This window comes from Chromobacterium sp. INPA-IVC (assembly GCF_059047085.1).
In genome coordinates, this window is the sequence record NZ_JBTNLS010000002.1 from 409,627 (window position 1) to 422,198 (window position 12,572).

Annotated in this window: 15 protein-coding genes; 7 read left to right on the top strand and 8 right to left on the bottom strand. The window is 65.7% G+C overall.

The window, feature by feature from the left end; all coding sequences use genetic code 11:
- Nucleotides 1-17 precede the first annotated feature (17 nt).
- Both ilvN and ilvB read right to left on the bottom strand, forming a co-directional pair.
- Nucleotides 18-509 carry an acetolactate synthase small subunit gene (ilvN, locus tag ACX17K_RS04790; protein WP_011134142.1) on the bottom strand — a complete coding sequence of 164 codons (492 nt, stop codon included), beginning with the start codon at nucleotides 507-509 and terminating at the stop codon, nucleotides 18-20.
- A gap of 10 nt (nucleotides 510-519) precedes the next feature.
- Nucleotides 520-2,286 carry a biosynthetic-type acetolactate synthase large subunit gene (ilvB, locus tag ACX17K_RS04795; RefSeq protein WP_347370743.1) on the bottom strand — a complete coding sequence of 589 codons (1,767 nt, stop codon included), beginning with the start codon at nucleotides 2,284-2,286 and terminating at the stop codon, nucleotides 520-522.
- Nucleotides 2,287-2,479: 193 nt separating this feature from the next.
- Here ilvB and ACX17K_RS04800 point away from each other — a divergent pair, with 193 nt between their 5' ends.
- From ACX17K_RS04800 to ACX17K_RS04815, 4 genes are read left to right on the top strand one after another with little or no spacing between them, the layout of a single operon-like run.
- Nucleotides 2,480-3,046, top strand: a complete 567-nt coding sequence (locus ACX17K_RS04800) for an RNA polymerase sigma factor (protein WP_021478381.1) — start codon at nucleotides 2,480-2,482, stop codon at nucleotides 3,044-3,046.
- Complete coding sequence (locus tag ACX17K_RS04805; RefSeq protein ID WP_493773900.1) at nucleotides 3,043-3,423, top strand: DUF3619 family protein; 381 nt, start codon at nucleotides 3,043-3,045, stop codon at nucleotides 3,421-3,423. Before ACX17K_RS04800 ends, ACX17K_RS04805 begins: the two co-directional genes overlap by 4 nt.
- The gene (locus ACX17K_RS04810; protein WP_493773901.1) at nucleotides 3,416-3,814 is read left to right on the top strand and encodes a DUF3106 domain-containing protein; all 399 of its coding nucleotides are present in this window, start codon (nucleotides 3,416-3,418) and stop codon (nucleotides 3,812-3,814) included. The genes ACX17K_RS04805 and ACX17K_RS04810 overlap by 8 nt, the downstream gene beginning before the upstream one ends.
- A complete protein-coding gene (locus ACX17K_RS04815) occupies nucleotides 3,811-4,332 on the top strand; it encodes an RDD family protein (protein WP_493773902.1) in 522 nt (173 codons plus the stop codon). Before ACX17K_RS04810 ends, ACX17K_RS04815 begins: the two co-directional genes overlap by 4 nt.
- 70 nt (nucleotides 4,333-4,402) lie before the next feature.
- On the opposite strand, the gene ACX17K_RS04820 is transcribed toward ACX17K_RS04815, so the two are convergent.
- On the bottom strand, nucleotides 4,403-5,296 hold the full coding sequence (locus tag ACX17K_RS04820) for a LysR family transcriptional regulator (protein WP_493773903.1): 894 nt from the start codon (nucleotides 5,294-5,296) through the stop codon (nucleotides 4,403-4,405).
- Nucleotides 5,297-5,394: 98 nt separating this feature from the next.
- Here ACX17K_RS04820 and ACX17K_RS04825 point away from each other — a divergent pair, with 98 nt between their 5' ends.
- Both ACX17K_RS04825 and ACX17K_RS04830 read left to right on the top strand, forming a co-directional pair.
- The gene (locus ACX17K_RS04825) at nucleotides 5,395-5,664 is read left to right on the top strand and encodes a DUF2798 domain-containing protein (protein WP_493773904.1); all 270 of its coding nucleotides are present in this window, start codon (nucleotides 5,395-5,397) and stop codon (nucleotides 5,662-5,664) included.
- A 4-nt stretch (nucleotides 5,665-5,668) separates the two neighbouring features.
- Nucleotides 5,669-6,091 carry a carboxymuconolactone decarboxylase family protein gene (locus tag ACX17K_RS04830; protein WP_493773905.1) on the top strand — a complete coding sequence of 141 codons (423 nt, stop codon included), beginning with the start codon at nucleotides 5,669-5,671 and terminating at the stop codon, nucleotides 6,089-6,091.
- Here ACX17K_RS04830 and ACX17K_RS04835 read toward each other — a convergent pair.
- Complete coding sequence (locus ACX17K_RS04835; RefSeq protein ID WP_493773906.1) at nucleotides 6,060-6,404, bottom strand: hypothetical protein; 345 nt, start codon at nucleotides 6,402-6,404, stop codon at nucleotides 6,060-6,062. The genes ACX17K_RS04830 and ACX17K_RS04835 overlap by 32 nt on opposite strands.
- Nucleotides 6,405-6,581: 177 nt before the next feature.
- Nucleotides 6,582-7,892, bottom strand: a complete 1,311-nt coding sequence (gene guaD, locus ACX17K_RS04840) for a guanine deaminase (RefSeq protein WP_493773907.1) — start codon at nucleotides 7,890-7,892, stop codon at nucleotides 6,582-6,584.
- A 252-nt stretch (nucleotides 7,893-8,144) separates the two neighbouring features.
- Between guaD and ACX17K_RS04845 the strand changes: the two genes are divergently transcribed.
- Nucleotides 8,145-8,642 carry a MarR family winged helix-turn-helix transcriptional regulator gene (locus ACX17K_RS04845; RefSeq protein ID WP_231149798.1) on the top strand — a complete coding sequence of 166 codons (498 nt, stop codon included), beginning with the start codon at nucleotides 8,145-8,147 and terminating at the stop codon, nucleotides 8,640-8,642.
- Nucleotides 8,643-8,752: 110 nt separating this feature from the next.
- Here the strand turns inward: ACX17K_RS04845 and ACX17K_RS04850 are convergent, their stop codons facing one another.
- Genes ACX17K_RS04850 through ACX17K_RS04860 form a run of 3 tightly spaced genes read right to left on the bottom strand, consistent with a single transcriptional unit; the run spans nucleotide 8,753 to nucleotide 12,449 of the window.
- Nucleotides 8,753-10,060, bottom strand: a complete 1,308-nt coding sequence (locus ACX17K_RS04850; protein WP_493773908.1) for an Nramp family divalent metal transporter — start codon at nucleotides 10,058-10,060, stop codon at nucleotides 8,753-8,755.
- A 41-nt stretch (nucleotides 10,061-10,101) separates the two neighbouring features.
- A complete protein-coding gene (locus tag ACX17K_RS04855) occupies nucleotides 10,102-10,743 on the bottom strand; it encodes a lytic transglycosylase domain-containing protein (RefSeq protein ID WP_493773909.1) in 642 nt (213 codons plus the stop codon).
- On the bottom strand, nucleotides 10,743-12,449 hold the full coding sequence (locus ACX17K_RS04860) for a proline--tRNA ligase (protein ID WP_493773910.1): 1,707 nt from the start codon (nucleotides 12,447-12,449) through the stop codon (nucleotides 10,743-10,745). Before ACX17K_RS04860 ends, ACX17K_RS04855 begins: the two co-directional genes overlap by 1 nt.
- Nucleotides 12,450-12,572 lie beyond the last annotated feature (123 nt).

Here is a 12,572-nt window from a genome sequence, read left to right on the forward strand (position 1 = left end):
GGCTTGCAGCCCCCTGCTCAGATTTTCAGAACCCGCTCGCCTCGACCGATGCCGGATGCGCCGGTACGGACCGTTTCCAGGATCACTGTGCGGTCCACCGCCTCGATAAAGGCGCCGAGCTTGTCGCTCGTACCAGTCAGCTCGATGGTGTAAGTCTTTTCCGTCACGTCGATGATGCGTCCGCGGAAGATGTCGGCCATCCGCTTCATCTCCTCGCGGTCCTTGCCTACGGCGCGGACCTTGATCAGCATCATCTCGCGTTCGATGTGCTCGGATTCGTTGAGGTCTATCACCTTGACCACCTCGATCAGCTTGTTGAGCTGCTTGGTGATCTGCTCGATGACTTCGTCGGAACCGTGGGTGACGATGGTCATCCGCGACAATGTCGGGTCCTCAGTGGTGGACACTGTCAGCGAATCGATGTTGTAGGCGCGGGCCGAAAACAGCCCGACGACGCGCGACAGCGCGCCCGCCTCGTTTTCCAGAAGTATGGATAAGATGTGTCGCATGCCGGCCGCCTTAGCACATATTGCCGTAGTCACGGTTGTTCTCGAAAGGCACCTGCTGGATGGCGCGCATGTGCGCCGGCAGGTCCATCTGATCCAGGCCCTTGCCGTTCTGGATCATCGGGAACACGTTCTCCGACTGGTCGGTGCGGAAGTCCAGGAACACCAGGCGCTCCTTCAGCTTGTCGCTGAACGCCTCGCGCAGCACCGGCTCCACGTCGGCCGGGTTCTCCACCTTGAAGCCGATATGGCCATAGGCCTCGGCGATCTTGACGAAGTCCGGCAGCGCGTCCATGTAGGACTCGGAGTAGCGGGTGCCATAGAAGAACTCCTGCCACTGGCGCACCATGCCCAGATAGCGGTTGTTCAGCGCCACCACCTTCACCGGCGTGTGATACTGCTTGGCGGTGGACAGCTCCTGGATGTTCATCTGGATCGAGCCCTCGCCGGTGATGCAGGCCACCTGGGCGTTAGGGTTGGCCAGCTGCGCGCCGATGGCCGCCGGCAGACCGAAGCCCATGGTGCCGAGGCCGCCGGAATTCAGCCATTGCTTGGGCCGGTCGAACTTGTAGTACTGCGCCGCCCACATCTGGTGCTGGCCGACGTCGGAGGTGACGATGGCCTGGCCGCCGGTAATGTCATACAGCGTCTGCACCACCATCTGCGGCTTGATCAGCTCATCGGACGGCGTATACAGCAGACAGTCGTGGCCGCGCCATTCCTCGATCTGCTTCCACCATTGGTTCAGCGCCGAGCCGTCCGGCTTCTGGCCGGATTGCTTGAGCTGGTCCAGCATCTCGCGCAGCACCAGCTTGACGTCGCCGACGATGGGTATGTCGGCCTTGACGCGCTTGGAGATCGACGACGGATCGACGTCGATGTGGATGATCTTCTTGGCCTGGCCGAGGAAGTGCGACGGCACGCTGATCACGCGGTCGTCGAAGCGCGCGCCCACGGCGATCAGCACGTCGCAGTACTGCATCGCCATATTGGCTTCGTAAGTGCCGTGCATGCCCAGCATGCCCAGGAACTGGCGGTCCGAGCCCGGATAAGCGCCCAGGCCCATCAGCGTGTTGGTGCACGGCAGGTTCAAGGACCGCACCAGCTCGGTCACCTCGGCCTCGGCGCGGCCCTGCACCGCGCCGCCGCCGACATAGATATAAGGACGCTTGGCCTCAAGCAGCAGGTTCACTGCCTTCTTGATCTGTCCGCTGTGCCCGCGGGTGGCCGGCACGTAAGAGCGGATGTGCACGCTGTCCGGATAGCGGAACTCGGCGCGCGCCTGGGTAATGTCCTTGGGGATATCCACCACCACCGGGCCGGGACGGCCGCTCATGGCGATGTAGAACGCCTTCTTGATGGTCGCGGCGATCTCGTTCACGTCCTTGACCAGGAAGTTGTGCTTCACACAGGGACGGGTGATGCCCACCATGTCCACTTCCTGGAATGCGTCCAGGCCGATGGCCGGGGAAGGCACCTGGCCCGAGATCACCACCATCGGGATGGAGTCCATGTAGGCGGTGGCGATGCCGGTCACGGCATTGGTCGCGCCGGGACCGGAGGTCACCAGCGCCACGCCCACTTTGTCGCTGGAGCGGGAATAGGCGTCGGCGGCGTGGACGGCCGCCTGTTCATGCCTCACAAGCACGTGTTTGAATTTGTCCTGCCGGAAGATGGCATCGTAGATTTCCAGTACTGCGCCCCCTGGGTAGCCGAAGACGAATTCGACCCCCTCTTCCTGCAGGCAGCGGACTACTATTTCGGCGCCCGATATCTGCATATCGCCTCTATTTCGTGTTGATTTCATCCCGTTTGCTCAAAGACCTTAGCTTATTGCTCAAAGTACGGTCAAGTGATTTTGTGCAGGTGCAAAATACCGCTAAGCCCCGGTTATTTCAGAAGAAAAACTGCCACTAGCCTAGTGAATCATGCTCTGCTACCATCTTTGGTTGGCATCAACCTGAAATGCACAGATGGCAAGCCGCAAGGAAATGGCCGACTTCCTCGAGTCGGTGGAGAAGCGCGCCTTCAAGCAGGCGCTGTACGCGGTTCGGCATGAAGACAATGCGCTAGACATCGTGCAGGACTCGATGATGAAGCTGGCCGACCGCTACGCGCACGCGCCCGCGCACGAGCTGCCGCTGATCTTCCAGCGCATCCTGCAGAACACCATCCGCGACCACTACCGGCGCAGCAAGGTGCGCAGCTTCGTCAGCACGCTGTTGTCGTCGCTGATCCCCACCCACGCCGAAGACGACTCCCTCGACCCGCTCGAAACGCTGGACGTCGCCGCCGACGAGGCGCACACCAATCCGGAGCAGTGGTACCAACGCAAGGAAGTGGCGCTGATGATAGACGCGTCGCTGCAACTGCTGCCCGCCCGTCAACGCGAAGCGTTTCTGCTGCGTTACTGGGAAGGACTGGATGTTGCCGAAACCGCTCTGGTCATGGGTTGCTCCGAGGGCAGCGTGAAAACGCACTGCTCGCGCGCCAACCACACCCTGGCGGCCATTCTTGCGCAGAAGGGAGTTTTGCTATGAAACACGCCAATGACGGGCAGGGGGACCATTTGCCCGTCCATATCGCCCGCATACTGGACAATCCCCATTCCGATCCGACGCCTAGGCAGCTTTCCCGCCTGAGGGACGCGCGATCCGCCGCGATGCGCCGCTTCGAGCAGCGCGCCGCCGAAGACTGCAGCCTGCAGGAGAAAATCCTGCTCTGGGCGCAGCGCCACACCCTGCTGCTGAAGCGCGGCAGCGCCGCCCTGGGTTTCGCCGTGATCACCGGCGCCGGCCTGATGCTGGTGGAAGGCCTGATGGCCGAAACCGACGCGGTGGATGCCACCGTGCTGTCCCAGGACCTGCCGCTGGACTCCCTGCTGGAGCCGCATTTCAGCCGGGGGTTGCATGAATAAGGCCGGATGGCTGGCCAAGGCGGTCTGCCTGGCCGGCCTGCTGATTCCCAGCTTCGTCCATTCCTCTCCCCTGGCGGATCCGCGCTGGGAACAACTGAACAGCGAGCAGCAGCAGGTGCTGGCGCCGCTGGCCGCCGACTGGAACCGCTACGCGCCCGACAAGAAGCAAGATTTGCTGACCATCGTTCCGCGCTTCGCCGAACTGACGCCCGGCCAGCAACAGCGGCTGCAGCGCCGGCTCAAGGCCTGGACCGAGCTGAGCGAGCCCCAGCGCGACGAAATCCGCGCCAACTGGAAAAAACTGCAGCAACTGCCTCCGGCCCAGCGCGAGCAGGCGTTGCGCAAGCTTCGCGAGCGCACCCACCTCTCCCAAGCCTCCGTCCCCCGATGACCGAAACCGCCACCCCAAGCCTCGCTCGCTGCCTGGCCAGCCTGTTCTACGAATCGCTGCTGATCGTCGCCATGCTGCTGATCACCAGCGCCGCGATCACGCCGCTGCAACTGGCGCTGGGCCAGGATTCCTGGCTGCTGCACAGCCTGATCCAGCTGACCGCCGCCGGCGTGCTGTTCGCCTACTTCGGCTACTGCTGGACCCGCGGCGGCCAGACCGCCGCGATGAAAACCTGGCACATCCGGCTGGTGACCGCCGACGGCCTGCTGCTGAACTGGCAGCAGTCGCTGATGCGCTTCGCCGTCGCGGCGATGCTGTTCGTCGGCCTGCCGGTGATCTCCTACCTGGGCTGGCAGCGCAGCTACGGCGACCATCCGGCGGCAAAATGGCTGGCTCTGATCTGGTGGCTGCTGCCTTTCCTGGCCCGCTACTACGACAAAGACCGCCGCCACCTGCACGACCGCCTGTCCGGCACCCGGCTGGAGCTGCTGCCCAAGCCGCCGCGCGGCGGGAAGTAAGCGCGGCGAAACCGCGCCGCCCGTGCTGCATGCATTGGCGCGCCCGGCTTCGAACGCACGCCGATGTTTGTCAGCCGCGCAGTTGCGGCAGATCCTCGGAAAACTCCAACAACGCGTCCAGCACCGCGCGCACCCGCGCCGGCAAAGCGCGCCGCTCCGGCCACACCGCGTAGACCGGCCGGGTGGCGATCTCCCATTCCTCCAGCACCCGGACCAGGCGGCCGTCCGCCAGCTGCCGATGGCAGATGCTGAGCGGGCTGACCGCGATGCCGGCGCCGCCTTCGGCCAGCCGGCGCGTCAGCAGCATGTCGTTGGCCAGCAACCCCGGCTCGGCCGGCCAAGCCTCCTCCTCGCCGCTGTCCCGGCGCCGCAATTTCCAACGTTCGAACGGCTCCGCCAGCAGCAAGCGATGCTCCGCCAGATCCGCCGGCCGTTTCGGCGCGCCATGCGCTTCCAGATAGGCGGGCGAAGCCGTCAAGATGGTGCGCACCGCCCCCAGCCTGCGCTGCCGCAGCGAAGCGTCCGATTGCTCGCCCACCCGCAAAGCCAGATCCGCCATGCCGCTGTATAAGTCATCCAGGCTGTTGCTCAGCTTCAACTCCAGCCTGAGTTGCGGATGCTCGCGCAGCAGGCGCGCCCACACCGGCACCAGCATGTCGTTGGCCATGCTCAGCGGCGCCAGCAGCCTCACCACGCCCTCCACCCGGTTCAAGGCCCCGTCCAGCGACGCCGTCTCCTGCCGCAGCGCCGCCAGCAACGGCTTGCAGCGCTCGTAGTACTGCCAACCCTCATGGGTCGGCGCCAGCCGGCGCGCGCTGCGGCTCAGCAGCTTGCAGCCCAGCCGCGCCTCCAGCGCCTGCAGGCGGCGCGTCAGCGTCGGGGCCGGCATCCGCAGCCGGCCGGCCGCCGCGCTGAGGCTGCCGGCGTCCACGATCGCCACGAACAAATCCAGATCATCCAGCATGATTGCAAAAATGGAATTTGAAATTGATTTTTTGATTCTATTTTCATAATCAGCTTTTGACTAGACTCGCCTCATCGCTAAACCGAATGGAGCGCGCCATGAACCCCGTCCTGCGCCAACGCCTGCTGTTTTCACTGCTGATGTCGGCGGCGATGTCTTTCCTGATGACCGCCTGGGTCAGCTGGCTGAATCTGGGCCTGTGCCCGGATTTCCTCGCCCGCTGGCTGCACGCCTTCGCTTCTGCCTGGCCGGCGGCGTTCTGCGCCGTGCTGCTGCTGGCGCCGGCCATGCAGAAACTGACCCTGCGCCTGCTGAACAGGCGCGATCATGCCGCCAGCCGCCGGCCGGCGCTGAAGCCGAGAGGATGAAATCATGAGAATCGACTACACCCAACTGTCGCCCAAGGCCTACCAGGGGCTGCTCGCCTGCAAGAATGCGCTGGCGGAAAGCGGCCTGGGACTGCCGCTGATCGAGCTAGTCTACCTGCGCGTGGCGCAGTTGAACGGCTGCGCCTTCTGTCTGAAGCTGCACAGCCATGCGCTGCGCCGGCGCGGCGAAAGCCAGGAAAAACTGGACATGCTGGGCGGGTGGGACGTGGCGGATGCGCTGAGCCCGCGCGAGGCGGCGGCCATCGCCTGGACCGAGGCGGTGACCCGGATAGGAGAAACCCGCGCGCCGGACAGCGCCTTCCAGCCGCTGCGCGAGCATTTCAGCGACGCGGAAATATCCGACCTGACCCTGGCCATCGCGCTGATGAACGCCTTTACCCGGGTGGCGGTGGCGATGCGGCAATGAAGCCATCAGGACTGTCAGGCATCGCCAGCGGCTGGAGAATCCGTTCGCCGGCCTGCCCCAGGCTGTCCCGCCACTGTTTCAGCCTATCCAGCGCGGCCATCTGATCCGGGCCCCAGGCCGGCTGCGGTTGAACACCGTGAAAACCGATCAGGGTGTCCAGCGCCTGCAGATAGGGGAGCCAGTCCTGCTGCCGCGATCCGGGGGATGGCGGCGGCAATCCGCTCCAGTTGCTTGATGGATCGATATCCTGCTGCACGCCGCCGCTGAACGGCAGATGGATCTGCGGCGCGAAAATCCAGAACCAGGGGTACATGGAGCCTCCGTAGCCTACGGCGGCGGCCGGAATGGCAAGCCGCATCCGCTACGGTATACATCGAACTATCGCGATAAGAAATGCGTAAGAACACTTGTCATGATGCCGGCCGGCTTATCCACAGCGGCGCGCCGCCTTGAAACTTATCCACAGCTCAACGGCGACCGGCCTTCGCACTCAGCGCTCGTCCCTGCGGTACACCGCCGAGCCGGCGGCATAGGTCGCGGCGATCGCTCGGTCATCGCCCAGCATCATCTGCACGAACAGCGCCTCGGACAGGTCGCGGACATGGCGCATGCGGAAGTCCAGCAACGAGGTGGAGCGCAGGTCCAGCACCGCCAGATCGGCCTCCATCCCGGCTTCGATGCCGCCTACCTTGTCCGCGATGCCCAGCGCCTCCGCGCCGCCGCGGGTGGCCAGATAGAAAGCCTGGGCCGCGGTCAGCGGCTTGCCGTGGGTCTGCGACGCCATGTAGGCGGCGTTCATCGTCTGCAGCATCGAGAAACTGGTGCCTGCGCCCAAGTCGGTGCCCAGCCCCAGCTTGACCGGCTTCTCCGCCTCGACGCAGCGGCGCAGATTCAGACTGCCGGAGCCGAGGAAGAAATTGGATGTCGGGCAATGCGCCAGCGAGGCGCCGCTGTCATGCAGCATTTCCAGCTCCGCGTCTGACAGATGGACGCCGTGGCCGTAGATCGCGCGCGGCCGCAGCAGGCCGTAGCGCTGGTAGACGCCGGCGTAGTCGCGGCAGCCGGGAAACAGCTGGCGGACCCAGGCGATCTCGTCCAGATTCTCGGAAATATGCGATTGGATGGCGATGTCGGGAAACTCCGCCGCCAGCGCGCCCAGCATCTCCAACTGGCCATGGCTGGAGGTCGGCGCGAAGCGCGGCGTGATCACATACTCGGCGCGTCCCTTGCCGTGCCAGCGCTCGATCAGCGCGCGCGACTCCTCGTAAGCGGTCAGCGGCGTGTCCAGCAGCGCGGCCGGCGCGTTGCGGTCCATGCACACCTTGCCGGCCAGGATGCGCAGATCGTGGCGCGACGCCTCCTCGAACAGCGCATCCACCGAAGCGGGATGGACAGTGCCGAACACGCAGCCGGTGGTGACGCCGTTGCGCAGCTGCTCGCCGAGGAACACCCGCGCCACTTCGCGCGCGCGCTCCGCGTCGGCGAAGCCCTGCTCAGTGACGAAGGTGTAGTGGTTCAGCCAGTCCAGCAACTTCTCGCCGAAGGCGGCCATCATCTCGGTCTGCGGGTAGTGGACGTGGCAGTCGATGAAGCCCGGCAGGATCAGATGGTCCGGATAGTGTTCGATCCGCGCGTCCGGCGGCAGCGACGGCAGCAGTTCGGCCGCCGGGCCCCAGGCCGCGATGCGTCCGCTCTCCATCACCACCAGCGCGTCGCGCTGGAACACCAGGCTGTCGCGCTCGGCTTCCCGGAACGGATCGCCCCGGAAAGTCAGCACATCGCCGCGTACCGCTGTTTTCACACTCTGCTCCCGCCGCTCTGCGCGGCCTTCGCGCCGGATGGAAGTCGTTCAATCCGGCAATTATCTTCACATAAAGAATCTTTATGTGTAAATATAGCTTCGTTCCTCTGCCGAAGCAAGCTGGCCCTGGATAAACGGCCAGGATCTGATGCGCGACAATTGTCTTTAGATGAAGATAGTATATTTTTAAGTCGTGATACTCTTGCGCCCGACTGGATTTGCCGCATTTACCTTTGCTCAGGAACCCGCAGCATGCAGCACGCACCCGACCAGATTGACCGCATCGTCGCCCTTTGGAACGAAGTCCGCCCCGACCTGGACACCTCAGCCACCCAGGTCATCGGCCGCATCGTGCGGATGGAGTACTTCATCACCCGACGGGTTCTGCAGGATTTGGCCCGCCATAATCTCAATGTAGGCGAATTCGACGTGCTGGCGGCGCTGCGCCGCGGCGGCGAGCCCTACCAGCTGTCGCCCAACCAGCTGCAGGGCATGGTGCTGATCTCGTCCGGCGCGCTGACCAACCGCATCAACCGGCTGGAAGAAGCCGGCCTGGTCAGCCGCTCGCCCGACCCGGACGACCGCCGCGGCGTGATCGTCACCTTGACCCCCAAGGGCCTGCAGGTGATCGAGGACGCCGCCGGCCACCACCTGGCCGCCGAGGCCGAGCTGATCGAGATGCTGGACGCCGACGAGCGCCAGACGCTGTCCCGCCTGCTGAAGAAGATGCTGCAGGCTCAGGAAGACTGATCCGGCAAACAGGCCGCCCCCGGGCGGCCTTTGTTTTATCCGTTGCGCGCCGGACCGTGCGTACATCACGGCAAGCAAACGCAACGCCGCATCGGGCGCCTCCCAGCCGCTCACCCCAAAAGCAGCGCGCAATTGGCGGCCAGTATCAGCCAGAACAATCCCCAGCCGCAGGCGCTAACCCAGCGCGGCGCCGCGTGCGCGCCCATCAGCGTTTTATCCCCCGTCATCCGCAGCAACGGCCACATCGCCAGCGGCAGCTGCAGGCTCAGCACCACCTGGCTCCACACCAGCAGCGGCCCCACCGCCTGCTCTCCCAGCCAGCCGATGCCGGCCGCCGCCGGCAGCAGGGCCAGCGAGCGGGTGATCAGCCGGCGCTGGTAGCAGGGAATGCGGATGCGCAGAAAGCCGTCCATGATCACCTGGCCGGCGACGGTGCCGGTCAAGGTGGCGCTCTGCCCGGCCGCCAACAGGGCGACGCCGAACAACAGCGCCGCCAGCGAGCCGGCCAGCGGGCGGATCAATTCGTGCGCGTCGGCGATGTCGGCCACCGCGGTGTGGCCGGCGGCGTGGAAGGCGCTGCCGGCCAGCACCAGGATGGCGCCGTTGACCAGCATCGCCAGCAACAGCGAGCCTATGGTGTCGATCCGGCACAGCAGCAGCGTCTGCCGCAGCGCGCCGTCCCCGCCGCCTTCCACCCGCCGGGTCTGCACCACCGATGAATGCAGATAGAGGTTGTGCGGCATGATGGTGGCGCCGACTATGCCCAGCGCCAGCACCACGGCCTTGTCCATGCCCTGCGCCGGCAAGCTGGGCGCCAAGCCCGCCGCCACCGCCGGCCAATGGGTGTCCAACAGCGCTAGCTGGGCCAGGAAGCACAGCGTGATGGTGGCGATCAGGCCCAGCACGATGGCCTCCAGCTGGCGGAAGCCTCGCCCCTTCAGCCCCAGCACGATCAGCGTGTCGAACGCGGTCAGCGCCACGCCCCACAACAGCGGCACGCCGAACAGCAGCTTGAACGCCAAGGCGCAGCCCAGCACCTCGGCGACGTCGCAGGCGATGATGGACACTTCGGCGCTCAGCCAGTGGAGCAAGCGGCCGGCGCGGCCGTAGCGCGCGGCGCTGGCCTGCGCCAGATCCATGCCGGTGACCAGCCCCAGCCGCGCCGCCAGCATCTGCAGCAGCATCGCGGCGATCCCGGACAGCATCACCACCCACAGCAACTGGTAGCCGAAGCGCGAGCCGGCCTCGATGTCGGTCGCCCAGTTGCCCGGATCCATATAGCCGACGGCGACCAGCAGGCCAGGGCCGGCGAAGCGGCGCAGGCGCTGGCCGAAGGAGGCGTTCGGGTCTATGCGCACGCTGCCGTTGACCTCGGACGGGCAGAACGGCGCGGTGGCGGTGCGGGGAAGAGAGAACATGGCGGCCGGAAGGAGTCAGTCCTCCGGCAGCATAGCGCGGATCAGCGGGCGCGCGGAAGGCTGTCGCCGGCCATCTTCAACGACGGCGGCGCGGTCCACGCCCAGCGGCGCTTCCAGGCGCCGATCACCAGGTCGGGGTATTCCGGCTTGCCCAGGCTGCCGTTGTAGCGGCCCAGCGCGCGGTACAGATCGCCGCGCTCGATATCGAGATAGTGGCGCAGGATGGTGCAGCCGTAGCGCAGATTGGTGCTGAGGTCGAACAGATTATGCCGCGGCGTGCCGATGTGGCGCGGCCAGAACGGCATCACCTGCATCAGGCCGCGCGCGCCGGCGCCGGAGATCGCGTACTTGTTGAAGCCGCTCTCCACCTGGATCAGGCCCAGCACCAGCTGCGGATCGAGCCCGGCGCGGGTGGACTCGTACTGAATGGCGGTGAGCAGGCGCTCGCGCATCCAGGCATCGGGAATCTTCTTCTGCAGCCGCGACGACATCTCCGCGAGCCAGGCCTGGCCCAGCCGCGGATCATCGAACACCAGCCGGGGCGCGTTGACGTCGGAGATCGAGCGGCTCATCGCCGAGGCGACGTTGGCCGACAGCGCCTCCTCCTTCTGCGCGCCGGCCCATGCCGACGCATGCGCCAGCACAAGGCAGAACGGCAGGAGAAAAAGGAGGCGCGTCTTCATCAGGCCAGCTTGGAGAGGACATGCTCCAGAATAGCATCGGCGGCGACGGCGGTGGCTTCGCTGTCGCGGCGATGCTGGTACTCGACCTTGCCTTCCTTCAGGCCGCGGTCGCCGATGGTGACGCGGTGCGGCGCGCCGATCAGCTCCCAGTCGGCGAACATCGCGCCCGGGCGTTCGCCGCGGTCGTCCAGCATCACGTCCACGCCGCGGGCCTGCAGATCGGCGTGCAGCTTGTCGGCGGCTTCCTTCACCGCGTCGGAGCGGTCGTAGCCCACCGGGCACACCACCACCGCGAACGGCGCGATGGAATCCGGCCAGATCATGCCCTTGTCGTCGAAGTTCTGCTCGATGGCGGCGCCCAGGATGCGGGTGACGCCGATGCCGTAGCAACCCATCTCGAACGGTTTCGGTTTGCCGTCTTCGTCCAGGAAGGTGGCGTTCATCGCGGCCGAGTACTTGGTGCCCAGGTAAAACACGTGGCCCACCTCGATGCCGCGCTGGATCGCCAGCGCGCCCTGGCCGTCCGGCGACGCATCGCCTTCCACCACGTTGCGGATGTCGAACACTTCCGGCTCGGCGCAATCGCGGCCGAAGTTGGCGCCGGTGTAGTGCTGGTCGTCCTCGTTGGCGCCGATGACGAAATCGGCCATCTTGGCGACGGTGCGGTCGGCGATCACGCGGCCCTTGAAGCCCACCGGGCCCAGCGAGCCGGGATTGGCGCCGAAGGCGGCGCGGATCGCAGCCGGGCTGGCGAAGGTCAGCGGGTTCTTGATGCCGGCGATCTTCTGCGCCTTCACCTCGTTCAGCTCGTGGTCGCCGCGCACCAGCATCAGCACCGCTTCGTCCTCCGCGCCTTCCACCACCACCGCCTTGACGGTCTGCTTGATGTCGATCTTCAGGAAGTCCACCAGCTCGGCGATGGTCTTGACCTTGGGCGTGTGCGCCTTGGTCAGCGCAGCCGATGCGGCGGCGCGCTCGCCGGCCGGGGCCACGGCTTCGGCCAGCTCGATGTTGGCCGCGTATTCCGAGTTCGGACAGTAGACGATGGCGTCCTCGCCGGTGTCGGCGATCACCTGGAATTCATGCGAGCGATCGCCGCCGATGGCGCCGGTGTCTGCCGCCACCGCGCGGTAGGTCAGGCCCAGGCGGTCGAAGATGCTGCGGTAGGCGGCGTACATATTGTCGTAGCTCTTGAGGGCGTCCTCAGCGCTGCGGTCGAACGAGTACGCGTCCTTCATGGTGAACTCGCGGCCGCGCATCACGCCGAAGCGCGGACGGCGCTCGTCGCGGAACTTGGTCTGGATCTGGTAGAAGTTCTTCGGCAGCGCGCGGTAGCTGCGCAGCTCGCGGCGGGCGATGTCGGTGATCACCTCCTCCGCGGTCGGCTGCAGCGCGAAATCGCGCTCGTGGCGGTCTTTGAAGCGCAGCAGCTCGGCGCCCATCGCGTCCCAGCGGCCGGTTTCCTGCCACAGCTCGGCCGGCTGCACCACCGGCAGGCTCACCTCGATGCCGCCGGCGCGGTTCATTTCCTCGCGGATGATGGTCTCGACCTTGCGCACCACGCGCAGGCCCATCGGCATCCAAGAATAGATGCCGGCGGCCTGCTTGCGGATGAAGCCGGCGCGCAGCATCAGCTTCTGGCTGACGATGTCGGCGTCGGCGGGTGCCTCTTTCTGGGTGGAAATGAAAAACTGCGATGCGCGCATGGTGCGTCCTTGAAAATTCGGCTAAATGTAGACGATTGTAGCGTCGTCCCCGCCCCCCGGCCAAGCGCCGCCCGGCCCGACTCGCGGTTTTCGCCAGTTGTTGCAGTACAACAATCCTGCGCA

Excerpts from the sequence above, each read along its gene's own strand:
- ilvN (WP_011134142.1), bottom strand. The coding sequence starts at position 509 with ATGCGACACATCTTATCCATACTTCTGGAAAACGAGGCGGGCGCGCTG.
- ilvB (WP_347370743.1), bottom strand. The coding sequence starts at position 2,286 with ATGCAGATATCGGGCGCCGAAATAGTAGTCCGCTGCCTGCAGGAAGAG.
- ACX17K_RS04800 (WP_021478381.1), top strand. The coding sequence starts at position 2,480 with ATGGCAAGCCGCAAGGAAATGGCCGACTTCCTCGAGTCGGTGGAGAAG.
- ACX17K_RS04805 (WP_493773900.1), top strand. The coding sequence starts at position 3,043 with ATGAAACACGCCAATGACGGGCAGGGGGACCATTTGCCCGTCCATATC.
- ACX17K_RS04810 (WP_493773901.1), top strand. The coding sequence starts at position 3,416 with ATGAATAAGGCCGGATGGCTGGCCAAGGCGGTCTGCCTGGCCGGCCTG.
- ACX17K_RS04815 (WP_493773902.1), top strand. The coding sequence starts at position 3,811 with ATGACCGAAACCGCCACCCCAAGCCTCGCTCGCTGCCTGGCCAGCCTG.
- ACX17K_RS04820 (WP_493773903.1), bottom strand. The coding sequence starts at position 5,296 with ATGCTGGATGATCTGGATTTGTTCGTGGCGATCGTGGACGCCGGCAGC.
- ACX17K_RS04825 (WP_493773904.1), top strand. The coding sequence starts at position 5,395 with ATGAACCCCGTCCTGCGCCAACGCCTGCTGTTTTCACTGCTGATGTCG.
- ACX17K_RS04830 (WP_493773905.1), top strand. The coding sequence starts at position 5,669 with ATGAGAATCGACTACACCCAACTGTCGCCCAAGGCCTACCAGGGGCTG.
- ACX17K_RS04835 (WP_493773906.1), bottom strand. The coding sequence starts at position 6,404 with ATGTACCCCTGGTTCTGGATTTTCGCGCCGCAGATCCATCTGCCGTTC.
- ACX17K_RS04845 (WP_231149798.1), top strand. The coding sequence starts at position 8,145 with ATGCAGCACGCACCCGACCAGATTGACCGCATCGTCGCCCTTTGGAAC.
- ACX17K_RS04850 (WP_493773908.1), bottom strand. The coding sequence starts at position 10,060 with ATGTTCTCTCTTCCCCGCACCGCCACCGCGCCGTTCTGCCCGTCCGAG.
- ACX17K_RS04855 (WP_493773909.1), bottom strand. The coding sequence starts at position 10,743 with ATGAAGACGCGCCTCCTTTTTCTCCTGCCGTTCTGCCTTGTGCTGGCG.
- ACX17K_RS04860 (WP_493773910.1), bottom strand. The coding sequence starts at position 12,449 with ATGCGCGCATCGCAGTTTTTCATTTCCACCCAGAAAGAGGCACCCGCC.